Source organism: Streptomyces sclerotialus (assembly GCF_040907265.1).
GTDB lineage: Bacteria > Actinomycetota > Actinomycetes > Streptomycetales > Streptomycetaceae > Streptomyces > Streptomyces sclerotialus.
On sequence record NZ_JBFOHP010000002.1, the window covers coordinates 5,081,718 to 5,107,915 of the forward strand.

At 71.5% G+C, this 26,198-nt stretch carries 26 protein-coding genes; 18 read left to right on the forward strand and 8 right to left on the reverse strand.

Annotated elements, in window-relative coordinates; genetic code table 11:
- Entirely contained in the window at positions 1 to 684 is a 684-nt protein-coding gene (locus AAC944_RS22600) for a TetR/AcrR family transcriptional regulator C-terminal domain-containing protein (protein ID WP_030609526.1), read from the forward strand.
- On the opposite strand, the gene AAC944_RS22605 is transcribed toward AAC944_RS22600, so the two are convergent.
- The 3 genes from AAC944_RS22605 to AAC944_RS22615 are packed head-to-tail and all read right to left on the reverse strand — an operon-like array spanning position 674 to position 4,196.
- Entirely contained in the window at positions 674 to 1,804 is a 1,131-nt protein-coding gene (locus AAC944_RS22605) for an acyltransferase family protein (RefSeq protein ID WP_030609523.1), read from the reverse strand. The two genes, AAC944_RS22600 and AAC944_RS22605, sit on opposite strands and share 11 nt — an antisense overlap.
- On the reverse strand, positions 1,801 to 3,219 hold the full coding sequence (locus tag AAC944_RS22610; RefSeq protein WP_030609520.1) for an alpha-2,8-polysialyltransferase family protein: 1,419 nt from the start codon (positions 3,217 to 3,219) through the stop codon (positions 1,801 to 1,803). Before AAC944_RS22610 ends, AAC944_RS22605 begins: the two co-directional genes overlap by 4 nt.
- Entirely contained in the window at positions 3,219 to 4,196 is a 978-nt protein-coding gene (locus AAC944_RS22615) for a glycosyltransferase family 2 protein (protein ID WP_030609517.1), read from the reverse strand. Before AAC944_RS22615 ends, AAC944_RS22610 begins: the two co-directional genes overlap by 1 nt.
- A 187-nt stretch (positions 4,197 to 4,383) precedes the next feature.
- Here AAC944_RS22615 and AAC944_RS22620 point away from each other — a divergent pair, with 187 nt between their 5' ends.
- From AAC944_RS22620 to AAC944_RS22665, 10 genes are all read left to right on the forward strand, one after another.
- A complete protein-coding gene (locus AAC944_RS22620; RefSeq protein WP_030609515.1) occupies positions 4,384 to 5,703 on the forward strand; it encodes a DUF6716 putative glycosyltransferase in 1,320 nt (439 codons plus the stop codon).
- A gap of 35 nt (positions 5,704 to 5,738) precedes the next feature.
- Positions 5,739 to 7,019, forward strand: a complete 1,281-nt coding sequence (locus tag AAC944_RS22625) for a cytidylyltransferase domain-containing protein (protein WP_030609512.1) — start codon at positions 5,739 to 5,741, stop codon at positions 7,017 to 7,019.
- An 80-nt stretch (positions 7,020 to 7,099) separates the two neighbouring features.
- Positions 7,100 to 8,038 (forward strand): N-acetylneuraminate synthase family protein, encoded by a 939-nt coding sequence (locus AAC944_RS22630; protein ID WP_030609509.1) that lies wholly within the window; start codon positions 7,100 to 7,102, stop codon positions 8,036 to 8,038.
- Between the two features lie 20 nt (positions 8,039 to 8,058).
- On the forward strand, positions 8,059 to 9,246 hold the full coding sequence (locus AAC944_RS22635; protein WP_051871474.1) for a hypothetical protein: 1,188 nt from the start codon (positions 8,059 to 8,061) through the stop codon (positions 9,244 to 9,246).
- Between the two features lie 197 nt (positions 9,247 to 9,443).
- Complete coding sequence (locus AAC944_RS22640) at positions 9,444 to 10,682, forward strand: amidohydrolase (protein ID WP_030609504.1); 1,239 nt, start codon at positions 9,444 to 9,446, stop codon at positions 10,680 to 10,682.
- Between the two features lie 132 nt (positions 10,683 to 10,814).
- Positions 10,815 to 11,849 carry a BMP family lipoprotein gene (locus AAC944_RS22645; protein ID WP_030609501.1) on the forward strand — a complete coding sequence of 345 codons (1,035 nt, stop codon included), beginning with the start codon at positions 10,815 to 10,817 and terminating at the stop codon, positions 11,847 to 11,849.
- Between the two features lie 94 nt (positions 11,850 to 11,943).
- Positions 11,944 to 13,542 carry an ABC transporter ATP-binding protein gene (locus tag AAC944_RS22650; RefSeq protein ID WP_078888341.1) on the forward strand — a complete coding sequence of 533 codons (1,599 nt, stop codon included), beginning with the start codon at positions 11,944 to 11,946 and terminating at the stop codon, positions 13,540 to 13,542.
- Positions 13,539 to 14,645, forward strand: a complete 1,107-nt coding sequence (locus tag AAC944_RS22655) for an ABC transporter permease (RefSeq protein ID WP_030609494.1) — start codon at positions 13,539 to 13,541, stop codon at positions 14,643 to 14,645. The genes AAC944_RS22650 and AAC944_RS22655 overlap by 4 nt, the downstream gene beginning before the upstream one ends.
- Entirely contained in the window at positions 14,642 to 15,937 is a 1,296-nt protein-coding gene (locus AAC944_RS22660) for an ABC transporter permease (RefSeq protein WP_030609491.1), read from the forward strand. Before AAC944_RS22655 ends, AAC944_RS22660 begins: the two co-directional genes overlap by 4 nt.
- A gap of 88 nt (positions 15,938 to 16,025) precedes the next feature.
- Entirely contained in the window at positions 16,026 to 16,370 is a 345-nt protein-coding gene (locus AAC944_RS22665; RefSeq protein ID WP_368397311.1) for a cytidine deaminase, read from the forward strand.
- Between the two features lie 56 nt (positions 16,371 to 16,426).
- Here the strand turns inward: AAC944_RS22665 and AAC944_RS22670 are convergent, their stop codons facing one another.
- Positions 16,427 to 16,924: a hypothetical protein gene (locus AAC944_RS22670; protein WP_051871473.1), complete on the reverse strand. Its 498-nt coding sequence runs from the start codon at positions 16,922 to 16,924 to the stop codon at positions 16,427 to 16,429.
- Between the two features lie 338 nt (positions 16,925 to 17,262).
- Here AAC944_RS22670 and AAC944_RS22675 point away from each other — a divergent pair, with 338 nt between their 5' ends.
- From AAC944_RS22675 to AAC944_RS22690, 4 genes are all read left to right on the forward strand, one after another.
- The gene (locus AAC944_RS22675; protein ID WP_030609483.1) at positions 17,263 to 18,540 is read left to right on the forward strand and encodes a thymidine phosphorylase; all 1,278 of its coding nucleotides are present in this window, start codon (positions 17,263 to 17,265) and stop codon (positions 18,538 to 18,540) included.
- 84 nt (positions 18,541 to 18,624) lie between these two features.
- Complete coding sequence (locus AAC944_RS22680) at positions 18,625 to 18,864, forward strand: hypervirulence associated TUDOR domain-containing protein (RefSeq protein WP_030609480.1); 240 nt, start codon at positions 18,625 to 18,627, stop codon at positions 18,862 to 18,864.
- A 5-nt stretch (positions 18,865 to 18,869) separates the two neighbouring features.
- A complete protein-coding gene (locus tag AAC944_RS22685) occupies positions 18,870 to 19,217 on the forward strand; it encodes a DUF3140 domain-containing protein (protein WP_078888363.1) in 348 nt (115 codons plus the stop codon).
- A gap of 124 nt (positions 19,218 to 19,341) precedes the next feature.
- A complete protein-coding gene (locus AAC944_RS22690) occupies positions 19,342 to 19,938 on the forward strand; it encodes a Uma2 family endonuclease (protein WP_030609474.1) in 597 nt (198 codons plus the stop codon).
- 73 nt (positions 19,939 to 20,011) lie between these two features.
- Here the strand turns inward: AAC944_RS22690 and AAC944_RS22695 are convergent, their stop codons facing one another.
- Positions 20,012 to 21,331, reverse strand: coding sequence for an MFS transporter (locus AAC944_RS22695; protein WP_030609471.1), 1,320 nt, complete (start codon positions 21,329 to 21,331; stop codon positions 20,012 to 20,014).
- Positions 21,332 to 21,394: 63 nt separating this feature from the next.
- On the opposite strand from AAC944_RS22695, the gene AAC944_RS22700 reads away from it, so the two are divergent.
- Positions 21,395 to 22,360, forward strand: coding sequence for a LysR family transcriptional regulator (locus AAC944_RS22700; RefSeq protein WP_078888340.1), 966 nt, complete (start codon positions 21,395 to 21,397; stop codon positions 22,358 to 22,360).
- 178 nt (positions 22,361 to 22,538) lie between these two features.
- On the opposite strand, the gene AAC944_RS22705 is transcribed toward AAC944_RS22700, so the two are convergent.
- Positions 22,539 to 23,309, reverse strand: a complete 771-nt coding sequence (locus AAC944_RS22705) for an alpha/beta hydrolase (protein WP_078889017.1) — start codon at positions 23,307 to 23,309, stop codon at positions 22,539 to 22,541.
- Positions 23,310 to 23,524: 215 nt separating this feature from the next.
- On the opposite strand from AAC944_RS22705, the gene AAC944_RS22710 reads away from it, so the two are divergent.
- Positions 23,525 to 24,661 carry an adenosine deaminase gene (locus tag AAC944_RS22710; protein ID WP_030625216.1) on the forward strand — a complete coding sequence of 379 codons (1,137 nt, stop codon included), beginning with the start codon at positions 23,525 to 23,527 and terminating at the stop codon, positions 24,659 to 24,661.
- 153 nt (positions 24,662 to 24,814) lie between these two features.
- On the forward strand, positions 24,815 to 25,069 hold the full coding sequence (locus tag AAC944_RS22715) for a hypothetical protein (protein WP_030625219.1): 255 nt from the start codon (positions 24,815 to 24,817) through the stop codon (positions 25,067 to 25,069).
- A gap of 115 nt (positions 25,070 to 25,184) precedes the next feature.
- Here the strand turns inward: AAC944_RS22715 and AAC944_RS22720 are convergent, their stop codons facing one another.
- On the reverse strand, positions 25,185 to 25,388 hold the full coding sequence (locus AAC944_RS22720; protein ID WP_030625222.1) for a PspC domain-containing protein: 204 nt from the start codon (positions 25,386 to 25,388) through the stop codon (positions 25,185 to 25,187).
- A 58-nt stretch (positions 25,389 to 25,446) separates the two neighbouring features.
- Entirely contained in the window at positions 25,447 to 25,953 is a 507-nt protein-coding gene (locus tag AAC944_RS22725) for a VanZ family protein (protein ID WP_196943392.1), read from the reverse strand.
- Positions 25,954 to 26,198: the final 245 nt, after the last annotated feature.

A 26,198-nucleotide genomic window follows, 5' to 3' on the forward strand; every position in this document is an offset into this window, starting at 1 on the left:
ATGGCGACGCGACTGGACCGGACGCAGGTGGTGGACACCGCCCTGCGGCTGCTGAACGACGTGGGCCTGGACGGGCTCACCCTGCGCCGTATCGCGAAGGAGCTGAACGTCCAGGCCCCGGCCCTGTACTGGCACTTCAAGAACAAGCAGGAACTGCTCGACGAGATGGCCACCGAGATGCTCCGGCGGATGATCGCCGAGTACACCGGGGGCCGGGAGGGCGGCGCCGGCGGGGCCTGGCAGGAGTCGCTGACCGGTACCTGCCGCGCGCTGCGCCGCACGCTCCTGGGCTACCGCGACGGCGGCAAGGTCTTCTCCGGCACGCGGATGACCGACGACAGCTACGCCGCGCCGATGGAGGCCTTCCTGCGGGAGCTGACGGGCGCGGGCTTCACGCTCAGGGATGCGGCGCACGCCTGGTGGACCGCGTACAACTTCACGATCGGCCTGGTCATCGAGGAGCAGTCGGTCTTCCCCGAGCCCGGTGCGCCGGAGGAGCGCGGCCCCGGCTCCCGCGACCCGGCCTACGACCTCGGCGACCGCGAGCGGCGGCTGGCGGGCCGGTATCCGCTCGCGGCCGCCGTGGGCCGGGAGTTCTTCGGCGACTTCGACCGCAACTTCGAAACCGGACTGCGGATCGTCGTCGCGGGCATCGAGGCGTCGGTGCGGCCCCTCAGCCCATGAGGGATCGTTTCAGCCGTGGCGTGAGCGGTCGTTCCACGAAACGGTAGAGACACCAGGCCAGGGCCAGCATCACTGCCACGACCAGCGGGAACGTCGCCGCGGCAGGCAGACCGAGGTCCTGGTGCAGGAGGTGCACGGCGACCCAGCCCAGGTGCTCGTGGATCAGGTAGAAGGGGTAGGTCAGCGCGCCCGCGACGGTGAGCCAGCGCCAGTTCGCCCAGCGGAGTCTGCCCAGGGCGACGGCCGCGACCAGCAGGTAGCCGAGGGTGATGACGGCGATGATGCCGAGGGAGGGGCGGTAGGAGAAGGCGTCGGGCATGTCCGCCGGGTGCCAGAGGCGGGTGACCGCGTAGTGCTGGCCGAGCAGCCAGCTGACGGCGACGACCGCCCAGCCCGCGGTGTCCCGGCTGCCGTAGCGGTGGATCAGGTAGAAACCGATGCCGCCGATGAAGAACGGCGCGTACTCGGGCATCAGGACGATGTCGAGAACGGAGTTGTCCGCCGCCTCGGCGATGACCGCTGCCAGGGTCCAGCCCGCGCAGAAGAGGACGACGCGGCCCCGGGTGGCGCCCGGCAGCACGACGCAGAGTGCGAAGAGCGCGTAGAAGCGCATCTCGGCCCAGAGCGTCCAGCACACGCCGAGCACGCGGTCCACGCCCAGCGGCATCTGGAGCATCGTGAGGTTGGTCAGCGCGTCGGTCGGGGAGACCGCCTCGTACGCCACCCAGGGGAGGGCGAAGACGGCGGTCACGAGTATGACGGCGGCCCAGTAGGCGGGGAACAGGCGCGAGACGCGGCTCGCGAAGAACGCCCGCAGCGGGCGTCCCCAGCCGCTCATGCAGATCACGAAGCCGCTGATGACGAAGAATATCTGGACGCCCAGGCAGCCGTACGCGAAGAAGCCCGAGGCGGTCGGGAACTGGTAGGCGGGCGAACTGCCCCAGGCGTCGCCGATCTCGCCGTCCCGGCCGCCGTAGTGGTACGCGGCGACCATCAGGGCGGCGAGCAGGCGCAGTCCGTCCAGGGCGCGCAGCCGGGTGGGGCCGACGGCGCGCAGGGGCACGGGCGCTCCGGTCCGCCGGTGCGCGGGGAGCGTGGGGGGAGCCGGTGCGGTCGTCATCCGAACGCGGCCCGCTTCTTCAGCCTCCGCTGCACCGAACGGGCCCGCCGGGCGACCCGCCGCACGGTGGCGTTGCGCGGGATGAACGCCAGCTGGACCGGCACGCCGCCGGGCAGCGCCAGCGCGGTGAGCCGGCGGCGCTTGAAGTAGCGCCAGGTGCGGTCGTCCAGGTGGGCGGCGAGGTAACGCTCGGCGGCCGGGCGCAGGTCCGGGTAGATCTGGTGCTGCATCGCGTACCCGACCGCCTTGACCAGGCCGGTCAGGTCGCGCGCCACCTCGCTCCGGGTGGGCGGCGCCCAGCGGGCCACCGCGGCCGCGTCGGTCAGCGGCGGCAGCAGCGCGTCGACGATCGTGACCGGGACGCGGTTGCTGTTCTGGTACGGGGCGAGGCGCTCCAGGAGGAGTTCCGTGCCGATCCGGGCCGCGGGCAGGCCGTAGAACGCGGAGGCGGTCAGCAGCGCGGTGGAGAAGCAGCCGACGACCAGCGACGGCTTCATGCGCTGGTACAGCACCTCGGCGAGCACCGGCGTGTCCACCACGGTCAGCTCGGCGCCCAGCCGCTCCGCCTCCTGCTCCAGCAGCTGCGACCAGCGGGCCGGCGCGGTCGGGTGCGGCTTGAAGACCACCTGCCGGTGGCCCAGGTCCACGGCCCCGCGCAACATCTGGACGTGCAGCTCCTCCTCTTCCTCGGGCGTGAGGATGGAGAGCGCGGAGAGGTACTGGCCCAGCAGCAGGGCACCGCCCTCGGCCGGCGTCGGCACCCCGGCCGCGCCCCGCCCGAAGCCCTCCGCATCCTCGGCCAGCTCCGCCAGCACCGCGAGGAACGGCTCGGTCGGCACGGTCTCGGCGGGCACCCCGAACTCGGTGAGCAGCAGCGGCTTCAGGCCGGGCACGAGGTCCAGGTGGAGCAGGCGCCGGATACGGGTGCCGACCAGCGGGTCGATCTTGCTGCGGGTCGGCCCGTAGCTCATCAGGCCGTCCGCGTAGACCTCGACCGGCGCGCCCTGGAAGATCCGGCAGAGCGCCATGGCCGGATTGACCTGGATGGATTCGACGATCAGCTCCACGGGCGCGTCCCCCAGCTCCCACAGGAGGCGGAGGTGGCGCTCCCACAGCGGCGCGTCGTCGGCGCGCGGGGACCAGCCGCCGGGGTGGAACGGGAAGATCGTCTCGTTCCAGGACCGTACCTCGTCGAACCGCCCCCGCAGCCGTTCGAAGCCCGGCATCGTGTCCATCGCCGGGGTGGTCTCGGGGCAGGCGGCGTTGTTGGCGACCAGCAGGATCCGCCGGCCGGCCGGCCCGAAACGGTCGGTGTCCAGGGCGGCCGCCAGGGTGGCCGTGCCGTACTGCGTGGACGCCAAGAAGATCTGCGTACGCGGCCCGGCGGACCGCGCGGAGAATGCGGCGGCGGACATCAGGCGGCCACCTCCGCCGGGACCGGCTTGCGGCGCAGCCGACGCAGCCGGGAAGCGCGCTGTACATCCATGGAATCCAGAGCTTCCTTCAGAACGTCCTGCGGCATTCGCTTCAATGCCGCGGCACTCATCGAACGCAATTTACGGGCCACCTGCGGTTCGAAACGTTCGATCGAACCGAGGTGGTGGGAAATGATGGCGCAATACGTCCGGACCGCCTTCGGCAGCAGCACGGCCGCGTCCCGGTCCTTCGCCGTCTCCTCGACGACCTGGTCGAACGCCCGGATGAAGTCCAGCTGCCGGACGTCACCGATCTGGGTCAGCGACGAGGCCACCCCGCGGCGGTAGAACACGCCCAGCATGCCGAGCACCGCCATCGACTTCGCCTCGCGGTGCAGCCGCCAGATCCAGGGCCGGTCCTCCGCGGTGCGCAGCCCGTGCGGGAAGTGCAGCACCCCGTCGTCCAGCAGCCGCCGGTGGTACATCCCGGCCCAGGCGAACGCGTAATCCACCGACGTGGAGCGGTCGGCGGGCAGGATCAGGTCGCGCGGGTCCATGACCACGTCGCGCCGGCCGTGCGGCACGCGGTGCACGGAGCGTGCCCGCCCGGTGCACTGCACGTGGTCGGTACGCACGACATCGCAGCCCAGCTCCTCGATCGCGCCGAGGAGCTGCTGGTAATAGCCCGGCGCGAGCCAGTCGTCGCCGTCCAGGAAGGTGATGTATTCACCGCGGGCCGCGTCCAGGCCGGTGTTCCGGGCGGTGGCCAGGCCGCCGTTCTGCTCGTGCCGCAGTACGCGGGCGCCCGGCAGCTCGCGCTCGGCGCGCTCCAGAATCTGCGGCGTCCCGTCGCGCGAGCAGTCGTCGACGAGGAGGAATTCGAAGTCGTCCCGCGCGTTGGCCGCGAGACTTCTCAGGGTGTCGGGCGCGTATGTCTGCACGTTGTAGAACGGCACGATGACGGAGAGCTTAACCACTCACGTGACGTTAGGGGCGGCTCCGGCATTCGTCTTTGCGGTATGGGGGCGCTTGGGTGAACGAAGAATGGCGGAATGGTTAACCGCCCTTTCCGGCCTGCCGGTTCTCCGTTCGGCGATGTGCTGTTAACCCTTTGTTGCGCCTCAGTTGGCCCACGAATCGAAATGCCTTCCTAGCGTCTTCGACGTGCCATCACGTACACCTTCCACGCCGCGGGTCGCGGTCCTCGCCGACTCGGACACCCGGTGGAAGTGGGGCGCCCTCACGGCGCACCGCCTCCAGCCCGGCTGCCGGCTCGACGGCTTCCTGCTCCGGGGCCGCGCCACGCCCACCGTCCGCCAGCTCGACGAGGTCGGGGCCCGGGCGGACGCGCTGCGCGAGATCCGCGGGGTCGACTTCGTGCGGTCCGTCGACCGTACCGCCTACGACGTGGTCCTGCTGTCCTGCGTGGGCGGCGCGGTGCAGGCGATGCTGCACGGCCTGGCCCGCGCCTGGGAGGGCCACGACCGCCGCCCGGCCGTCGTCACCGGCTACGTCGGCGTGGTCTACGAGAAGCTCGCCGACGGCCTGCTGCTGCGGCACGGCGCCGACGTGGTGCTCGCCAACTCCCGGCACGACGCGGACCGCTTCCGCGCGGTCTACCGGGGCGTGAACGCCGACGACCGCAGCGTCGTGGAGTGCGCGCTGCCCTTCCTCGGCGGCGCCGCGCACGACCGTACGGACGAGGTGCGCACCGTCGTCTTCGCCGTCCAGCCCTCCGTGCCGGACAACCGCAACGACCGTGCCTACCTGCTGCGCCGCGCCGTCGAGCACGCCCGCCGGCACCCGGCCCGCGAGGTGCTCATCAAGCTCCGCAGCAAGCCGGGCGAGCACACCACGCACATCGAGGAACTGCCGTACCAGAAGCTCGCGGCGAAGGTCCCCGGCGGACTGCCCGCCAACTGCCGCCTGGTCTACGGGAACATGGGCGAGGTCCTGGACCGCACCGACCTGATGGTCACGGTCTCCTCGACCGCGGCCCTGGAGTCCCTGCACCGCGGCGTCCCCACCGCCGTCCTCACCGACCTCGGAATTCGCGAGGCCCTCGGCAACCACCACTTCCTCGGCTCCGGCTGCCTGGCCTCCTGGGACGAGCTGGACGCCGGGTACCTGCCCGAGCCCGACCCGGAGTGGGTCGCCGCGCAGGGCGTGTGCGCCGACGGGTCGTACGAGAAGGCGTTCGACGCGGCCCGCGCCCGCGTCACCGAGCTGTGCGACGCCGACGGGCTGCCGCCGCTCGCCCCGTACTACACACCCCGCACGGCCCCCGGCTACCTGCCCGGCATCCTCGCCCGGCACGGCCTGGACCCCAAGGGCGACCCGCTGCCCGGTTATGAGGCCGAGCCGGCGGAGCCGACCGGACTGCGCCGGGTGGCCCGCGACACCGTCCGCGAGGCGGCCCGCGGCGCCTACCGGCACGGCGTCCAGCGCGTCGCCCCCGCCATCCGCCGCTGGGGACAGCTGTGACCTCCCCCTCGACCGGCCTCCGGAAGGAGCCTGACATGCCGCCGACCGACCGGCCCACTGTCATCGCCGTCATCCCCGCCAGAGGCGGCTCCAAGGGCGTGCCCGCCAAGAACCTCGCCGCCGTCGGCGGCGTGCCGCTGGTGGCCCGCGCGGTCCGCGAATGCCTCGCGGCCCGCCTGATCACCGACGTCGTGGTCTCCACCGACGACGACGCGATCGCCGCCACCGCACACGGCGCGGGCGCGGTCGTCGTCCGCCGCCCCGGCGCCATCGCCGGCGACACCGCCACCAGCGAGGCCGCCGTACTGCACGCCATGGACGCGTACGAGACCGAGCACGGCACCGCCGTCGACGCGGTCCTCCTCGTCCAGTGCACCAGCCCCTTCCTCGTCCGCGAGGACGTCGACGGGGTGGCCGCCGCGGTCGTCGAGCAGGGCGCCGACTCCGCGCTGACCGTCGCCCCCTTCCACGGCTTCGTGTGGCGCGACGCGGCCGACGACGCCTCCTCGGAAATCGGCGCGGGCCGCGAAACGCGGGCGGCGGACGGGCAGGACGCCCAGGTGGCCACCGTCGCCACCACGACCGAGGGCGGCTACGGCGTCAACCACGACAAGTCCTTCCGGCCGCGCCGCCAGGACCGCCCCCAGGACCTCCTGGAGACCGGCGCCGCCTACGCCATGGACGCGGCCGGCTTCCGCACCGCGGGCCACCGCTTCTTCGGCCGTACCGAACTCGTGCGCACCGACCCGGCCCGCGTGCTGGAGGTCGACGACCCGCACGACCTGGCACGCGCCCGCGCCCTCGCGCCGCTGCTGGACGCCCCGCGTCCCGGGGCACTCCCGACGCTGGACGACGTGGACGCGGTCGTACTCGACTTCGACGGCACCCAGACCGATGACCGGGTGCTGATCGACGCCGACGGACGGGAGATCGTCGCCGTGCACCGCGGCGACGGCCTGGGCATCGGCGCCCTGCGCAAGTCCGGGCAGCTGAAGCTGCTCATCCTGTCCACGGAACAGAACCCGGTCGTCGCGGCGCGGGCCCGGAAGCTCCAGATCCCGGTCCTGCACGGCATCGACCGCAAGGACCTCGCTCTCAAGCAGTGGTGCGAGGACCAGGGCATCGCGCCCGAGCGCGTGCTCTACGTCGGCAACGACGCCAACGACCTCCCGTGCTTCGGCCTCGTCGGCTGGCCCGTGGCGGTCGCCGGCGCCCACGACGTGGTACGCGGCGCCGCCCGCGCCGTCACCTCGACTCCCGGGGGCAGCGGGGCGATCCGCGAGATCGCCTCCTGGCTCCTCGGCCCGTCTCTCTGAGGCATCCCGTCCCGGACACCTCCGGAACAACCGTCCCCCGTCTCTGCGAGAGACACCCGACAACGAAGGAACTCTCCTCCATGACCAGCAACAACCGCGTTCGTACCATCGGTGACCGCCTCGTTGGCCCCGGCCACCCCGTCTACGTCACCGGTGAAATCGGCATCAACCACAACGGCGACCTGGAGAACGCGTTCGCGCTGATCGACGCCGCCGCGGACGCCGGCTGCGACGCCGTGAAGTTCCAGAAGCGCACCCCCGAGGTCTGCACCCCGCGCGACCAGTGGGAGATCGAGCGCGACACCCCCTGGGGCCGGATGACCTACATCGACTACCGCCACCGCGTGGAGTTCGACGAGGACGGTTACCGCGCCATCTCGGACTACTGCAAGAAGCGCAACATCCACTGGTTCGCCTCCCCGTGGGACGTCGAGTCCGTCGACTTCCTGGAGAAGTTCGAGGTCCCGGCCTACAAGGTCGCCTCCGCCTCGCTGACCGACGACGAGCTGCTGAAGGCCATGCGCGCCACCGGCCGTACGGTCATCCTCTCCACCGGCATGTCCACCCCGAAGCAGATCCGCCACGCGGTCGAGGTCCTGGGCAGCGACAACATCCTGCTCTGCCACGCCACCAGCACCTACCCGGCCAAGGCCGAGGAGCTGAACCTGCGGATGATCAACACCCTGCAGGACGAGTACCCGAACGTCCCGATCGGCTACTCCGGCCACGAGACCGGCCTGCAGACCACCCTCGCCGCCGTCGCCCTCGGCGCCACCTTCGTCGAGCGCCACATCACCCTCGACCGCGCCATGTGGGGCTCCGACCAGGCCGCCTCCGTCGAGCCGCAGGGCCTGACCCGCCTGGTCCGCGACATCCGCACCATCGAGGAGTCCCTCGGTGACGGCGTCAAGAAGGTCTACGAGAGCGAGCTCGGCCCGATGAAGAAGCTCCGCCGCGTCGCGGGCGTCGTCGCCGAGGCCGAGGCCGCCGAGGCCGACCGCGAGCCGGTCTCGGTCTGACCAGGAAGCGCGACGACACCGTGAGCGCAGCAGACGGGGCCCGGCGCCCTGTCCCCACGGCCGGGCGTGGGGGCCCGGCCACGGAGGCGACGGAACGCCCTGACTCCCGCAGGGCCGCCCGCCGCCGCGCAAGGGCGGCCCGGCGGACCTCGGACGCCGCCGGCACCACCCTCGCCTTCGTCGAGAGCCCGGTACAGCTGCTGAACGTCCTGGAATGGACGTACCTCCAGCAGACGCAGGCCGGAGCCGTCACCGTCGTCGTGCTCTCCCCGCACGACCCGATGACCCGCGGCCAGCTGCGCCGGATGGCGGAGCTGGCCCGGGACGAGGGCTGCACGGTCCGCTGGGAGGAGGCGCGCGGCGGCGCGACCGCCCCCCTGCGGACCATCGGGGGCCTGGCCCCGCTGCTGCGCCGCGCCCGCCGTATCGTCATCGGCGACCCGTTCTCGCGCTACGTCCAGCTCCTGCTGACGCTCGCCCGGGCGCGTGACCTCGTCGTCGTCGACGACGGCACCGCCACCATGGAGTTCATCTCCCAGCTCGCGCGCGGCGAGCAGCTGGTGCGCTGGCACCGCAGCGGCGGCAGCCGGAGCCCGCGCGACCTCGCCTTCGCGCCGTTCTCCGCCGCGGCGCGCCGCCGGCTGACCCCCGTACCCGACAGTGACATCCGTACGGTGGGCGTCTTCTCCTCGATGCCCGTCGAACCCCCGCCGGGCGTCACCGTCACCGCCAACGAGTTCGCCTGGACCCGGGCCCGCTTCGGCCCGCCCAGACTCACCCGCGGCACCGACATCGTGGGCACCTCCCTGGTCGAGACCGGCGTCGTCGACCCGGACCACTACCTCGCCGCCGTCCGCGCCCTGGCCCGTACGCACGGCGCCACCCGCTACTTCGCGCACCGCAGGGAGAGCGCCGACAAGCTGCACGCGCTGGAGGCCGCCACCGGACTGGAGATCGTCCGGCCCGACCTGCCGCTGGAACTGATCGCCCGGCGCGGCCCCATAGGACGGACGATCCTCAGCTTCCCGTCCACCGTGGTGCACACCCTGCCCCTCGCGCTGGCCGGTACCGGAGTGCGGGTCGCGGTCTGCGACGTGGACCCCGCCTGGCTCACCACCAAGGCCTCGCCGCGCGCCCAGGGCTTCCTCTCGGGTGTCACCGGAACCGCCCGTGACGTGCAGCGACTCACCTTCGCAGCAACCGGCTGACGGCTGCCGGGACGGGCTCGGCCGACAAGATCGGGGTTTGGGATTCGCCGGTACGTGAAACCCTTGGTCATACCCCCTTGATGACCTGTCCATGCGCCGGGCGGCCTAGATTGTCTTCCCCTAACGGGCTGAACTTTTGTTGATCGACGGACAGTTGCCCCGCCCGGCCCCGTAACCTTCAGCGGGTGAACCAACTGATGTCCCGCGGACCCGAAGCCGATGCCAGCCCCGCACGGGGAACCCTGCCCGGAGCGCTCACCGAGGAGTTGCGCACCGAACTCATCGCCTTCCGGCGGGACTTGCACATGCACCCGGAGCTCGGCAACCAGGAGTTCCGTACCACGGCAGCGCTCAAGGCGCGCCTGGAGAAGGCCGGTCTGACTCCGCGCGTACTGGACACCGGTACCGGTCTGATCTGCGACATCGGCAGGGACCCTGGTACGACGCCGGACGCGGCGCGGCCCATGCTCGCGCTGCGGGCCGACATCGACGCGCTGCCCATCCCGGACACCAAGACCGTCGACTACCGCTCGACGGTGCCCGACCGTGCCCACGCCTGCGGCCACGACGTGCACACCACCGTCGTACTCGGCGCGGGGCTGGTGCTCGCCGACCTCGCGGCGCAGGGCCTGCTGCCGGGCCCGGTGCGGCTGCTGTTCCAGCCCGCCGAGGAGGTGCTGCCCGGCGGCGCCACCGACGCGATCGACTCCGGCGCGCTGGAGGGCGTCGGCCGGATCCTCGCCGTGCACTGCGACCCCAAGGTCGAGGTGGGCCGGATCGGGCTGCGGACCGGCGCGATCACCTCCGCCTGCGACCGGCTGGAGGTCGCGCTGGAGGGCCCCGGCGGCCACACGGCGCGGCCGCACCTCACCACCGACCTGGTCACCGCAGCGGCGCGGGTCGCGGTCGACGTACCCGCGCTGATCGCCCGCCGGGTCGACGCCCGGGCCGGCCTCGCCGTGACCTGGGGCCGCCTGGAGACCGGCCACGCGTGCAACGTCATCCCGCAGCGCGCCGAGCTCTCCGGCACGGTCCGCTGCCTGGACCTGGAGGCCTGGCGGCAGGCCCCGGACCTGGTGTACGCCGCGATCGACGAGGTCGCCACCCTGCACCGCGCCAAGTCCCAGATCACGTACGTACGCGGGGTGCCGCCGGTGGTCAACGAGCCGCTCACCACCCAGCTGCTGCAGAACGCCATGGCCGCCCGCCGCGGCCCGGAGGCGATCGAGGACACCGAGCAGTCCCTCGGCGGCGAGGACTTCTCCTGGTACCTGGAGAAGGTGCCCGGCGCGATGGCGCGGCTGGGGGTGAAGCCGGTCGGCGACCCGGTCGGACGCGACCTGCACCAGGGCGACTTCGACGTCGACGAGGAGGCCGTCCGGGTGGGCGTGGAGCTGTTCACAGCCGCCGCGTTGCTCGACCGCAACGCGCTGTAAACACAGCCGTCGGGCTCGCTTCGCGACGATCCGATAACGGCTTCCAAGCACCCCTTTATCTGGCATCTACGCGCGTTACGATGCGGCGGAATCAGCGCCGTAGGAGGCGCTACGAGTCGAAGGGGACCCCTCGTGCGCCGGGTAACCAAGATCGCTTCCGCGGGTATAGCCTCCGCGGCCCTCGCTCTCTCGCTGACCGCATGCGGTGAATCCTCCACGGAGGCCGCGGGCAAGGACAAGGGTGTCGGCCTCGCTTTCGATGTCGGCGGCCGGGACGACCACTCGTTCAACGAGGCGGCGGCCCGCGGCACCGACAAGGCCGAAAAGGAGCTGGGCGTGAAGTCCAAGCTCATGACCGCCAAGAACGGCGAGACGGAGGCCGACCGCGAGCAGCGGCTCACCTCCCTCGCCGAGGCCGGCTTCAACCCCGTCATCGGCGTCGGCTTCAATTACGGCAACTCCGTCAACAAGGTCGCCAAGGAGTTCCCCAAGACCACCTTCGCGGTGGTGGACGCCACCTCCAGCGCCAAGAACGTCTACGGCATCAACTTCTCCGAGAACGAGGGCTCCTACCTCGCCGGCGTGGCCGCCGCGCTGAAGACCGAGTCCAAGAAGGTCGGCTTCATCGGCGGCGTGAACAACGCGCTGATCCAGAAGTTCCAGGCCGGCTTCGAGAAGGGCGTCAAGGACACCGACCCCAAGGTCAAGGTCACGGCGCAGTACCTCTACGCCAACGACGACAAGGGCTTCAACGACCCGGCCGCCGCCAAGGGCAAGGCCAAGGGCATGCTCGACAACGGCAACGACGTCATCTACACCGCCGCCGGCCAGTCCGGCGCCGGTTCGATCGAGGTGGTCGCCGGCAAGAAGGGCGCCTGGGCCATCGGCGTGGACTCCGACCAGTACGCACAGCCCGGCCTGGCCAAGTACAAGGACCACATCCTCACCTCCGTCGTGAAGAACGTCGACGTGGCGGTCTACGACGTGATCAAGAGCGTCAAGGACGGCAAGCCGCTGTCCGGCACCGTCCACCTCACGCTCAAGCAGGACGGCGTCAAGCTCGCCACCTCCGGCGGTTACATCGACGACATCCAGGACGAGCTCGACGCGGCGAAGAAGAAGATCGTCGACGGGGACGTCAAGATCCCCGAGACGCCCGCCAAGTAAGAGCCGGTCAGAGGCTCCACGAGCCTGGTCCGAGGGCGGGGCCTCCCGGCCGCCCCGCCCTCCCTCTTCACCTTCTCCTCCAGGAGAGTGCGCCATCACAGCGTCCAGCAGCCCCCCGGCGGGGCGGGCCCCCGCCGCGGCCCCCGCCGTCGAACTCCGCGGCATCACCAAGCGGTTCCCCGGCGTCGTCGCCAACCACGACATCGACATCACCGTCCGGCGCGGCTCCGTGCACGCCCTGGTCGGCGAGAACGGCGCGGGCAAGTCCACCCTGATGAAGATCCTCTACGGCATGCAGAAGCCGGACGAGGGCACCATCGCCATCGACGGCGAGCAGGTGAGCTTCGCGACCCCCGCCGACGCCATCGCCCGCGGCATCGGCATGGTGCACCAGCACTTCATGCTCGCCGACAACCTCACCGTCCTGGAGAACATCGTCCTGGGCGCCGAGAAGCTGCACGGCATCGGCGCGGCGGCCCGCGCGGCCGTCCTGGCGGTCTCCGACCGGTACGGCCTCAACGTACGCCCCGACGTGCTGGTCGAGGACCTGGGCGTCGCCGACCGGCAGCGCGTGGAGATCCTCAAGGTCCTCTACCGCGGCGCCCGTACGCTCATCCTCGACGAGCCGACGGCCGTGCTGGTCCCGCAGGAGGTCGACGCGCTCTTCGACAACCTGCGCGAGCTCAAGGCCGAGGGCCTGACCGTCCTCTTCATCTCGCACAAGCTGGGCGAGGTCCTCTCCGTCGCCGACGACATCACCGTCATCCGGCGCGGCACGACCGTCGCCTCCGTGGCGCCCGCGGAGACCACCCCCAAGCAGCTCGCCGAGCTGATGGTCGGCAGCGAACTGCCCTCCCCGGAGACCCGCGAGTCCACCGTCACCGACACCCCCATGCTGACGGTCGACGGGCTGCACCTGAGCGCCACCGACCCCGACGGCGTCGTGCGCGCGGTCCTGGACGGCATCGGCTTCACCATCCACAAGGGCGAGGTCCTGGGCATCGCGGGCGTGGAGGGCAACGGCCAGGCCGAACTGGTCGAGGCCATCATGGGCATGCGCGACCCGGACGGCGGCACCATCACCCTGGACGGCGCCGACATCAGCCACGCGCCCACCCGCAAGCGGCGCGAGGACGGCATCGGGTACGTCCCCGAGGACCGGCACCGGCACGGCCTGCTGCTGGAGGCCCCGCTCTGGGAGAACCGCATCCTCGGCCACGTCACCGAGAAGCCCAACTCCAGGGGCCGGCTGCTGGACCTCAAGGCGGCCCGCGCCGACACCGAGCGGATCGTCACCGAGTACGACGTCCGCACCCCCGGCATCGAGGTCACCGCGGCCTCGCTCTCCGGCGGCAACCAGCAGAAGCTGATCGTCGGCCGCGAGATGAGCCACCACCCCAAGCTGCTGATCGCGGCGCACCCCACGCGCGGCGTGGACGTCGGCGCTCAGGCGCAGATCTGGGACCAGATCCGCGAGGCCCGCCGCGAGGGCCTGGCCGTACTGCTGATCTCCGCGGACCTGGACGAGCTGATCGGCCTGTCCGACACCCTGCGGGTGATGTACCGGGGCCGGCTGGTCGCGGACGCCGACCCCGCCACCGTCACCCCCGAGGAGTTGGGCTCGGCCATGACCGGCGCCGCCAGCGGCCACCTGGAGCACGTCGAGGACGGGGAAGGGGGTGACCGGGAGTGAAGAAGATCGACCGTACGAAGCTGACCCTGGGCATCGCGGCGCCGCTCCTCGCCATCGTCGCGGCCCTGCTCATCACCTCGGTGATCATCCTGGCCACCGGCAAGGACCCGATCCACGCCTACACCGTGATGGTGGACTTCGGCTCCAAGAGCGACAGCCAGGTCTGGATCATCAACAAGGCGGTGCCGTACTACCTCTCCGCGCTGGCCGTGGCCATCGGCTTCCGGATGAACCTCTTCAACATCGGCGTGGACGGCCAGTACCGCATCGCGGCCTTCTTCGCCGCGGTCGTCGGCGGCGCGCTCACCCTCCCCGGCTTCCTCCAGATCCCGCTGATCGTCATCGTGGCGATGCTGGTCGGCTCGGTCTGGGCGGGCATCGCGGGCGTACTGAAGACCACCCGCGGGGTCAGCGAGGTCATCACGACCATCATGCTGAACTCCATCGCGGCCGCCGTCATCGGCTACTTCCTCCAGGAAGGCCGGCTCGCGGTGAAGGACGGCAACCTCTTCCACACCCCGGACCTGCCGGCCTCCAGCCACTTCTTCACCATCCCGACCCAGCCGGACCCGCTCGACGGCTTCCTCGTCGTCGCGGCCGTCGCCGGCGTCGCGTACTGGTTCGTCCTCGGCCGCACCCGCTTCGGGTTCGACCTGCGGACCGTCGGCCGGTCGGAGTCCGCGGCCCAGGCGGGCGGCGTCAGCGTCAAGCGCATGGTCGTCACGTCCATGCTGCTGTCCGGCGCCGCCGCGGGCCTGATCGGCATGCCGACGCTGCTCGGCGTCTCGTACAACTACGGCACCGACTTCCCCGTCGGCATCGGCTTCACCGGCATCGCCATCGCGCTGCTCGGCCGCAACCACCCCCTCGGCATGGCCGCCGGCGCGCTGCTGTGGGGCTTCCTGGAACGCACCGGCACCCAGCTGGAGTTCGAGGACTACGAGCAGGAGATCGTCGGCGTGATGCAGGGCGTCATCGTCCTGTGCGTCGTCATCGCCTACGAGGTCGTACGCCGTTACGGCCTGCGGATCCAGCAGCGCAAGGTCGGCGAGGAACTCGCCGCGCAGGCCCGCAAGACCGACAAGGCGGAGGTGTCCGCGTGAGCCAGAACCTCACGGCCCCGGCCACGAAGGACCCCGGCGGCAACGGCGGCAGACTCGCCGCGGCGCGCGCGAAGCTGACCTACCCCAGGGTCCTGCTGATCATCGCGGGCTCCCTCGTCCTGCTCTCGCTCCTGCGCGTCGTCACCGGCGCCACCGACCTCACCGGCTCCGGCCAGTACACCGCGGCCCTCAACGCCGCCGTGCCGATCGGCCTCGCGGGCCTCGGCGGCCTGTGGGCGGAGCGCTCCGGCGTGATCAACATCGGCCTCGAAGGCATGATGATGCTCGGTGCGTTCTCGGCCGGCTGGGTCGGCTGGGAGTACGGGCCCTGGGCGGCGGCGCTGGCCGGCGTCATCGGCGGCGCGCTCGGCGGCCTCATCCACGCCGTCGCCACCGTCACCTTCGGCGTCGACCACATCATCTCCGGTGTCGCCGTCAACATCATGGCGCTGGGCCTCACCCAGTTCCTGGCCAAGCTGTGGTTCGGCGCCGAGGGCAGCGCGGCGGCGCAGGCGGGCGGCAACGACAAGCAGTCCCCGCCGATGGACGACATGCCGACCTTCACGGTCCCCGGCCTCTCCGACTGGCTGCTGTCCCTCGAGAAGCACCACTGGTTCCTGGTCTCCGACCTGGCCGGCATCCTCGGCTCGCTGGTCACCCACGTCTCCTGGCTGACCGTGGTCACCGCCGCCGTCTTCGCGCTCAGCTTCTTCGTCCTGTGGCGCTCGTCCTTCGGGCTGCGCCTGCGGTCCTGCGGCGAGAGCCCGGTCGCGGCCGAGTCGCTGGGCGTCAACGTCTACACGTACAAGTACGCGGCGGTGGTCGTCTCCGGCGCGCTGGCCGGCCTCGGCGGCGCGTTCCTCGCCATCTACGTGCACATCTACCAGGACGGCCAGACCGGCGGCCGCGGCTACATCGGCCTCGCCACCATGATCTTCGGCAACTGGCGGCCCGGCGGCGTCGCCATGGGCGCGGGCCTCTTCGGCTTCATGGACGCCTTCCAGCTCCGCGGCGGCGGCGAGACCGTGCACGCGCTGCTGCTCCTGCTCGCGGTGCTGCTGGTCGGCCTGGCGATCTGGAAGCTGCGCGGCGGCCACCGCGTCCAGGGCACCGCCAGCATCGTCGTCGCCGCCCTGCTCGCCCTCTGGTACGCCACGACCGACACGGTCCCGCTGGAAATCGTCTCCGTGGCGCCGTACATCGCTACGCTGCTGGTCCTGTCGCTGGCCGCCCAGCGGCTACGGGCACCGAAAGCCATCGGCAAGGCGTACCGAAGGGGTCAGGGCACGTGACGAACGAGGTCTGCGGAACCCGAGGGGGCCGGCGCACGTGACCGAAGCTCCCGACTGGGAGAAGCTGCGCGAGCGGGCCCGGGACGCGATGTCCCGGGCCTACGCGCCCTACTCCGGCTACCCCGTCGGTGCGGCGGCCCTCGTGGACGACGGCCGCACCGTCACCGGCTGCAACGTGGAGAACGCCTCCTACGGCCTCGGCCTGTGCGCCGAATGCGGCCTGGTCTCCGAGCTGTTCGCGACCGGCGGCGGCCGGCTCACCGCGTTCGCGTGCGTGGACCGGCACGGCAAGGTCCTGATCCCCTGCGGCCGCTGCCGCCAGCTCCTGTACGAACACGGCGGCCCCGACCTCCTCATCGACACGGAAGCCGGCATCCGCCCCCTGACCGCCCTCCTCCCGGACGCCTTCGGCCCGGAACACCTGTCCCGCTAGACGTGTCGTCCGGCGGCGCCCTGCAGCATCGGGCTGCGGGCTGCGGGGGCGGTGGCTCACCAGTACATGGGCTCGGGCTCCTCCCACTCGTCCAGCGGTGCCAGTTCGCCGCGCAGCCGCACGTCCCGCATCCGGACGACCAGCGCCTGCGTCTCGACGAGCCGCTGGTGGTACTCCGGGAGTTCACGTGGGGACGGGCGCACATCACACATGCTCAGCAGTTCCTGAGCCACCGCGTCCCCCGGCTCCCTCGTGGGCTCGGAGATCACGGCACGTCCCGATGCCACGATCTGCCAGCTCCATCCCTCGCCTCCCCGGGACATGTGCAGCCGGTCGTCCGCCCGCAGCGACTCGAGAAAGGGATAGTCGGCCCACAGCCCGATCCGCACGGTCCGGGTGGCGGGCTCCCAGTGGTACGTCCGGAGCCCCCGCGGATCGGTGCTGCCGGGGGTGTAGAGCCCTCCCCACCGCAACGGGGTGCCCAGCCACTTCGTCATTTCGCCGTCCGTCAGGGGCCGGGGCCCGTCGCCGTACTTCACCCGATCCGGCAGCACGCTGATCCTCCTTCGTTCCGGGCCGGGCTTTCAGTTCCCGACGTCGCGGTGCCACAGGTCGATGGTCGAGGCCTGTCCGCGGGAGCAGCCGCGCGGACAGGCGCGGCAACAGGAGGTCGCACAGCCGCAGGCACAGAGACGGCCGTGGTACATGCACATCGCGCAGGTGGCGCAGCGGTCCTGGTAAGGACATGAGCAGGAGTGGTCCATGGGGGCATTCTCTCCAACTGACGTTCGGCAGGCGCCCGTAATGCCCAGACCGGGGTTGTCGCCTGAAGCCCTTCACGACCGTTCTTCTATGCGTGTAGAACGGAGTCGTTCCCGTAGAAAGGAAGCCGATGGACGCCATCTCCGTCATCCGCGCCAAGCGCGACCGCGCCGAACTGACCGACGACCAGATCGACTGGATCATCGACGCGTACACCCGCGGCGAGGTCGCACACGAGCAGATGTCGTCCCTGGCCATGGCGATCCTCCTCAACGGCATGAACCGCAAGGAGATCGCCCGCTGGACCGCCGCGATGATCGACAGCGGCGAGCGGATGGACTTCTCCTCCCTCACCCGGCCCACCGCCGACAAGCACTCCACCGGCGGCGTCGGCGACAAGATCACCCTGCCGCTGGCCCCCCTGGTCGCCGCGTGCGGCGCCGCCGTGCCCCAGCTCTCCGGCCGCGGCCTCGGCCACACCGGCGGCACCCTCGACAAGCTGGAGGCCATCCCCGGCTGGCGCGCCGACCTCTCCAACGACGAGATGCTGGCCATTCTCGGGGACGTCGGCTCCGTCATCTGCGCGGCGGGCGCGGGGCTCGCCCCCGCCGACAAGAAGCTCTACGCGCTCCGCGACGTGACGGGCACCGTCGAGTCGATCCCCCTGATCGCCTCCTCCATCATGTCCAAGAAGATCGCCGAGGGCACCGGCTCCCTCGTCCTGGACGTCAAGGTCGGCTCCGGCGCCTTCATGAAGAACCTCGACGACGCCCGCGAACTCGCCGCCACCATGGTCGAGCTCGGCACCGACCACGGCGTACGCACCACGGCCCTGCTCACCGACATGGCCACCCCCCTCGGCCTGACCGCGGGCAACGCCCTGGAGGTCCGCGAATCCGTCGAGGTGCTGGCCGGCGGCGGCCCCGCCGACGTGGTCGAGCTGACCCTCGCGCTGGCCCGCGAGATGCTCACCGCGGCCGGCCTCCCCGACGCCGACCCGGCCAAGGCGCTCGCCGACGGCTCCGCGATGGACCACTGGCGCCGCATGATCCAGGCCCAGGGCGGCGACCCCGACGCGCCCCTCCCCGTCGCCCGCGAGCAGCACATCGTGAACGCCGCCACGTCCGGCGTCCTCACCACCCTCGACGCGTACGCCGTCGGCCTGGCCGCCTGGCGCCTGGGCGCGGGCCGCGCCCGCAAGGAGGACCCCGTACAGGCGGGCGCCGGCGTGGAACTGCATGCCAAGCCCGGTGACGAGGTGCGAGCGGGGGAGCCCCTGCTCACCCTGCACACCGACACCCCGGAGAAGTTCGCGTCCGCCATCGAGGCCCTGGACGGCGGCGTACTGATCGCCCCGTCCGGTACGGACTTCACCCCGGACCCGATCGTCCTGGACCGCATCGCGTAACCCCTCGGGGCGGACGGCGGCGGGCGTGCTCCGAGCGGGCGCGCCCGCCGCGCGCTGCCGGCGCTCGGGTGTTCTGCTGGCCGCATGGCCAAGAAGAACCAGAAGAAGAGTGAGTCCGGCCTCCGCAAGGGCGACAAGGTCACCTGGAAGAGCCACGGCAGCGAGGCGGTCGGCGAGGTCGAGAAGAAGATCACCCAGCGCACCGAGGAGGGCGGCCGCACGGTCGACGCCTCCCCGGACGACCCCCAGTACAAGGTCCGCAGCGAGAAGCCCGGCGGCTCGGCGGTGCACAAGCCCGGCGCCCTGAAGAAGAAGGGCAAGTGAGCGCGGTGGCGAAGCAGGACGACCGCGACGGCCACGACGCGACCTGGCGCGACTTCAAGGACGCGGTGAACATGTCCCCGTCCGAGCTGGACAAGTGGCTGAGGACGGACGAGTCCAAGGACGCGGGCCGGCACAAGGGCGGCGGCGAGTCCGTCGGCCACGAGTCCGGCCGGAAGATCGTCGGCATCCTCAGGACCGAGCGCGACGACCTCTCCGACGGCGACTACGCCCACATGCGCAAAGTCACCGGCTACGTCCACCGTCACATGGCCCAGCGCCCCAAGGGCGACGTCAAGGACTCCACTTGGCGCCACTCCCTGATGAACTGGGGGCACGACCCGCTGAAGAAGTAGGCGCGTGAGCAGAAACGTGCCCCCTGACCTGCGGTTTCCTCGTACGGGTGAACGAGATCGGTGGACCGGTTCGGGTCCTGTTCGGCACGCTGGGATCGGTGACGTACCGATAGAGGAGACCGCCATGAGCGCACTCACCGTCGACCACGCGTCGGACAACGACCACGAGTGGGACGACCTCGTCCGTATCTGGGAACAGGCGGACGTACCCGAGGGCTGGAAGGTGGAGATCATCGAGGGGATCGTCACCGTGTCGCCACCGCCCGACAACGTCCACAACGTCATCGCCGAGAGGGTCCACCGTCGCCTGTACTCCGTGCTCCCCGAGGACTGGGGTGTCTATCAGACGGTTGGGGCGTCAGTTCCCTCACGGAAGGGCATCTGGATTCCGGATCTCGCTGTGATTCCGGACGACGATCTTCTTGGTGGGGAATCCAAGACATTCGTCCCAGCAGCTGCCGCCAAACTGATCGTCGAAGTCACGTCACAGTCCAACGCGCGCAACGACCGGATCGCCAAGGCCGCAGGCTACGCCCGAGCCGGCGTCCCGCTCTATCTGCTCGTCGACCGGTTCGCCCCCGCCGGTCCCACCATCACCCTCCACGGCGAGCCGTCGGACGACGTCTACCGTGTGCTGTGGGCCGGCAAGTTCGGCGACGAGGTGGACCTTCCGGCTCCCTTCGGTCTCACCCTCGACACCGGAATCCTCCCCACCGACTGACGCCGCGCAAAGACGAAGGGGCCGACCCGCCAGGACAGGTGGCGGGGCGGCCCCTCCGGGCTCTTGGGCCGCGTTACGCGGCCTTCTGCATCTGCAGGACGCGGCGCTCGGCGACCGCCTTGCGGGTGGCGTAGAGCGTGACCGACGCCGCCGCGACCATGGCCAGCAGGCCGAGGGCGACCGTGGCGGCCCAGCCGCCGGCGTGGAAGGCCGCGGCGCCGAGCGCACCGCCGACGCTGGAGCCGATGTAGTACGCGCTCTGGTACAGCGCCGACGCCTGCGCACGGGCCGTCTTCGCCGTACGGCTGACCGCCGAGGACGCCACCGCGTGGCCCGCGAAGAAGCCGGCGGTGATCAGGACCAGACCGAGGACCACCAGGATCAGCACGTCCGCCAGGGACAGCAGCAGACCCGCCGCCGTCGTGCCGACGGCCAGGTACAGCGCCCCGCGCCGCCCCGTCCGCCCGACCAGGCGCCCGGCCGCGGCCGAGGAGACCGTGCCGACGAGGTAGACCAGGAAGACCGAGCCCGCGATGCCCTGCGGGAGGGAGAACGGCGCGCCGACGAGGCGGTAGCCGATCACCGTGTAGACCGCGCCGAAGACCGTCATGAAGAGCGCGCCGATGGCGTACAGACGGCAGAGGAGGGGGTCGGAGAGGTGGCCGAGGATCGTCCGGCCGAGCGCCTTCGGGCCGACCGCCTTCGGTACGAAGTGCCGCGCCTTCGGCACCATCAGCCGGAAGACCACCGCGCACACCACCGCCATCGCGCCGACCGCGCCGAGTGCCGCGCGCCAGCCCCAGGCCTGGGCGACCCAGCCGGTCACGATCCGGCCCGACATGCCGCCGATGCTGTTGCCCGCGACGAACAGCCCCACCGCGGCGACCAGCGCCTTGGCCCGTACCTCCTCGGCCAGGAAGGCCATCGCCGAGGCCGGTACACCGGCCAGCGCCACGCCCTGGATGCCGCGCAGGGCGATCAGTACGCCGAGCGAGGGCGCGAACGGCACCAGCATCGCCACCACGGCGGCGACGCTCAGCGACACCGTCATCATCGTGCGGCGGCCGAACCGCTCCGAACAGGCGCTCAGCGGCAGTACCGCGAGGGCCAGGCCGAAGGTCGCCGCCGACACGGTCCAGCTCGCCTGGTCCGGCGTCACCCCGAGGTCGTCGGAGATGGCGGGCAGCAGCGCCTGCGTGGAGTAGAGGAGGGCGAAGGTCGAGATGCCGGACGCGAAGAGCGCAAAGCTCATCCGGCGGTAACCGGGGCCCCCGGGCCGCAGCTTGCCGGCCTCGGGGTCGGCAGCGGTCGCGGCGGAATCGACGGTGGTGGACGACTGGGCAGAGGCGTCCGCGCGGGTGGTGGCGGACGCCCTGGTATCAGCAGGAGGCATGGCCCGAACGTACGGCGATCAGGTTTCATGCGTCCAATGCATTGAAACGCCATAATCGATGCCATGCCGCATGACCACAGCTCACAGCGCCCACTGTTGCAGCTTCGCAACAGAAAAGACATCCCCGATTCGTCCTGGGCGCCGGCGCTGGCGCCCCGCCTCGCCCAGTTCGAGGCGGTGGCCCGGCACGAGCACGTGACCCGCGCCGCGTACGAACTGGGCATGCCGCAGCCGACCCTCAGCCGCGCCATCGTCCGCCTGGAGGAGGAGCTCGGTGTTGCGCTCTTCGCCCGGCACGGCCGCACCCTCTCGCTCAGCCCCGCGGGCCGCGCCTTCCTCGCCTCCGTCGAGCGCGCGCTCAGCGACATCGAACGGGCGGCGGAGTCCGTACGCGCCGACGCCGACCCGGCCGCCGGCAAGGTCGCCTTCGGCTTCCTGCACACCCTCGGCTCCGAGACCGTACCGGGCCTGCTGCGCACCTTCCGCGCCGACCACCCCAAGGTCCGCTTCCAGCTCGTGCAGACCTACGGCGAGGCGATGCTCGACCGGCTGCGCGCCGGCGACCTGGACCTCTGCCTGACCTCACCGGTCCCCGACGCGCCCGGGCTGGTCGCCCGCCGCCTGGACGAGCAGAAGCTGCGCCTGGTCGTACCCGACGACCACCCGCTCGCCGGCCGTAAGCGCATTCGCCTCGCCGAGGCCGCCGACGAGCTGTTCGTCAGCCTGGAGGCGGGCTTCGGGCTGCGCCGCATCACCGATGCCTTGTGCGCGGAGGCCGGCTTCACGCCGAAGGTCGCCTTCGAGGGCGAGGAGGCCGAGACGCTGCGCGGCCTGGTCGCCGCGGGCCTGGGCGTCGCCCTGCTGCCGCCTCCGCCCGTCCCGCGCCCGGGCGTCGTCGAACTCACCGTCACCGCCCCGCGCGCCGTCCGCGAGATCGGCGTCGCCTGGCTCGACGGTCACGTGGACACGCCCCCCGTGGCCGCTTTCAAGAAGTTCCTGCTGAGCCGGCGGGGGCAGTTGCTGCATTGAGGGTGGGGGAGAGGGGGGCGGGGTGGGGGGAGGGCGTTCGCCTGTTTCCTGGCAGGGCCCCTCCCTCTCCCCGTGGGGCCAAGTCCCCCCGAGAGCCCGGTGACGGGTCCCCTCCCCCCACCTCCGCCACACTGCTCCCGAAGCTACCGCGCCCCACTGACAGTCCGGCCCGGGCGGCTCACCCCTGCAGGGTCGCCCCGAACCCCACCGCCAGGGGCATGCGGAGGCCCAGGGGCGGAGGTGCGGCCATGGCGTCCTGGACGGGGCGGGAGTAGCCGTGGTGGAAGAGGGAGCCGAGGACGAAGTCGGTGGTGAGGGAGCGGAGTTCGGCGCGGTGCTGGTGCAGGCCGTGGCCGTCGGAGTGGACCTCGAAGCGGCAGGTGTCGCGGTTGATCTTCTTGGCGCGTTCGGCGTAGCGGTAGGACAGGTCGGGGTCCACCCGTTCGTCGTTGGTGCCGTGTACGAGCAGGACGCGCCTGCCGACCAGTTGTTTCACCGGATCGGGTGGGGTGGCGGCCGGGCCGGCCGGGAGCCAGGGGGCGATGCCCACCACGGAGTTGACCGCGGGGTGGCCGGCGGCGAGCAGGGCGGCCCGGGCGCCCGTACCCGTACCGATGAGGCAGACCGGGACGTCACCGTAGCGGCGGACGACCTCGGCCACCGCCCACTCCGCGTCCCGCGCCGGGTGGGCCGCCTCGCCGTTCCAGCCGCGGCAGCGGAACCGCAGGACATGGGTGGTCAGCCCGTCCCCGCGGCCGGACCGCGCCAGCGCCGTCGCCAGTGAGCGCGCCGCGAGCGTGGCCACCGGCGAGGTGCGTCCGGTGCTCGTCTCGCAGCCTTCGGGCAGTAACAGGGCGACCGCGTTCACCGCGCCGCCTGCCGCCCCCGTACCCGCTCCCAGTCGTTTCCCCAGCCGGGCCGTGCGCCCGGACACCGATCGGCCATCCATGAGCAGAACCATGGCAGACGGGGAGTCGGTGGCCCACCCCGTGTACGGGTCACTGTTCCGTATCGGTGGTGTGCGGCGGAGGGGATCGGTCCGCGGGCGCGGCCGGGGCCCGGACGCGGGTGCCGCGAGAGCCGCCTGAGGGGCCGCCGGTACGGAGGCCGGGAAGCGGCCGGAACGCTAGTGCCTTCTACGCGCGTAGGGGCTACAGTGCGGAAATGACGAGCGAGACCACCAACCTCCCGACCGCACAGCAGATCCGCCGCGCGCCGAAGGTGCTGCTCCACGATCACCTCGACGGCGGTCTGCGTCCCGCCACGATCGTCGACCTCGCCCGCGAGACCGGGTACGACGGCCTCCCCGAGACGGACCCGGAGAAGCTCGGCATCTGGTTCCGCGAGGCCGCCGACTCGGGCTCGCTGGAACGCTATCTGGAGACCTTCGCGCACACCTGCGCCGTCATGCAGACCCGCGACGCGCTGGCCAGGGTGGCCGCCGAGTGCGCCGAGGACCTGGCCGCCGACGGCGTCGTCTACGCCGAGGTCCGGTACGCGCCGGAGCAGCACCTGGAGAAGGGGCTCAGCCTCGAAGAGGTCGTCGAGGCGGTCAACGAGGGGTTCCGGGAGGGCGAGCGGCGGGCGCGCGCCCACGGCCACCGCATCCGCGTCGGTGCGCTGCTCACCGCGATGCGGCACGCGGCCCGCGCCCTGGAGATCGCCGAACTGGCCAACCGCTACCGCGACCTCGGCGTGGTCGGCTTCGACATCGCGGGCGCCGAGGCGGGCTACCCGCCCACCCGTCACCTGGACGCCTTCGAGTACCTCAAGCGCGAGAACAACCACTTCACGATCCACGCGGGCGAGGCGTTCGGGCTGCCGTCGATCTGGCAGGCGCTCCAGTGGTGCGGTGCCGACCGGCTCGGCCACGGCGTGCGGATCATCGACGACATCCGGGTCGACGACAGCGGCGAGGTGAAGCTCGGCCGGCTGGCGTCGTACGTACGGGACAAGCGCATCCCGCTCGAGATGTGCCCGACCTCGAACCTGCAGACCGGCGCGGCCAGTTCCTACGCCGAGCACCCGATCGGGCTGCTGCGGCGGCTGCAGTTCCGTCTGACCGTCAACACCGACAACCGGCTCATGTCCGGGACGAGCATGTCGCGCGAGTTCGAGCACCTGGTGGAGACGTTCCGGTACACGTTCGACGACATGCAGTGGTTCACCGTCAATGGAATGAAGAGCGCCTTCCTTCCTTTTGATGAACGTCTGGCCATGATCAACGATGTGATCAAGCCCGGTTACGCCGAACTGAAGTCGGAATGGCTCTTCCCGAAGGGGCCCGCGGACTCGGTGTGAGCAGGGCATCCTGACGCTCGGTGAGGCGCTGGGGCGGAGAGCGCGGGGTGCCTGCCGCGGCGGCGAACCGGGCATGTGGGATGTTTGCGGCTTCGGCGATCATGTCTTTAGCGTCGGGTGCCGGACAAAACCCCGTCGCGAGGACAAAAGTTGATGAAGCAGGGAACCGTCAAGATCATCGGTGCCGCGGCCCTCGGTGCCGCCATCGCTGCCACCGCGGCCGGCACGGCCACCGCCGCCCCCGCGGGCGAGCCGGTCACCGGTGCCACCAGCGGTGCGCTGCAGAGCGTCACCGGCAAGGCCGCGCCGTCTCCCGACGAAGGCGGTGCCCAGGTGAACAGCAAGGACAACCTCCTCGGCGGCCTGCCGGCCGGCGGCCTCACCAACAGCCTCCCCCTCGGCGGCTGAGACGTCGCCACGCACCGCGCCCCGGCCCGTACGCAGCGTACGGACCGGGGCGCGGTGCGTGCGGGCCCGCGGCAGGCGGCCGGCGCTGCCGGACCGGCCCGCCGCGGCGCGCGGCTCACCAGGCTTCGCTGTACTTCTTCTCGGCCGGCAGGAAGATCCACAGGGCCAGGTAGACCAGGAACTGGGGACCGGGCAGCAGACACGACAGCACGAAGATCACGCGCATCGTGGTCGGCGTCGTGCCGAAGCGCCGGGCCAGACCCGCGCAGACTCCGGCGATCATCCTGTTGTTGCGGGGGCGGACAAGTGCGGCGGCCATGGGGTCGACTCCTCGGTCGGTCTCCGGGGCGCTTCCGGTGCGACCCGATGACTCCACGCTAGGTCCGTGAGCCGGACAGCGCGTCGGCCTGCGGAGCGATGCCGACCCTGGAGATCGTCGGGGTCGGCCCCCGCCGGGGGTCCTCCCGACGGCGGAGCCGGGACCTGACCACGGGGACGACGGCCAGGTGCGCCAGTACTACTCCGAGGATGTTCAGCAGGACGACGTCCACGTCCGGCACCCGCCCCGGCACCGTGCCCTGCAGCAGCGCCACCACGAAAGCGATCATCGCGCCGGTGAAGACGGTACGGGTGAAGGAACCCAGCGCCGAGGCGGTCAGCCGGCCGCCGGCCATCGGCAGCAGCACCCCCAGCGGCGCCATCAGCAGCACCGGCCCGCCCAGGTGGTGCGCGGCCTCCCACGGCCCCAGCGCCAGCTCGGCACGGATCGTCTCCAGCAGCCGGAGATTGGCTTCGGGCACCCAGGGCACCGCCCGTGGGCGCAGTGTCAGCCAGTAGACGACCGACAGATGCGCCAGAAGAAGCACGAAGCCCGCGGCGCGCATACGGAAACCGGCCATCCCGCCGGGGCCGAGAGAGCCTGTGTGTGAACCCCGGCCGGGCGCCCGCCGCCTGGCACGCACACTCGCGGCGTTGCCGAAACGCCCTGGTAGCTCCGCTACGAGGACTTTCCGGCGGCTTGCGATTGCACGCACCAGACGACGCGCGCTGATCCGGCCGGGATTCACACACAGGCTCTGACGCTGCACACCCGCCCAGACGCCACGACCGGTGGCGGCGGTTCCGTGCG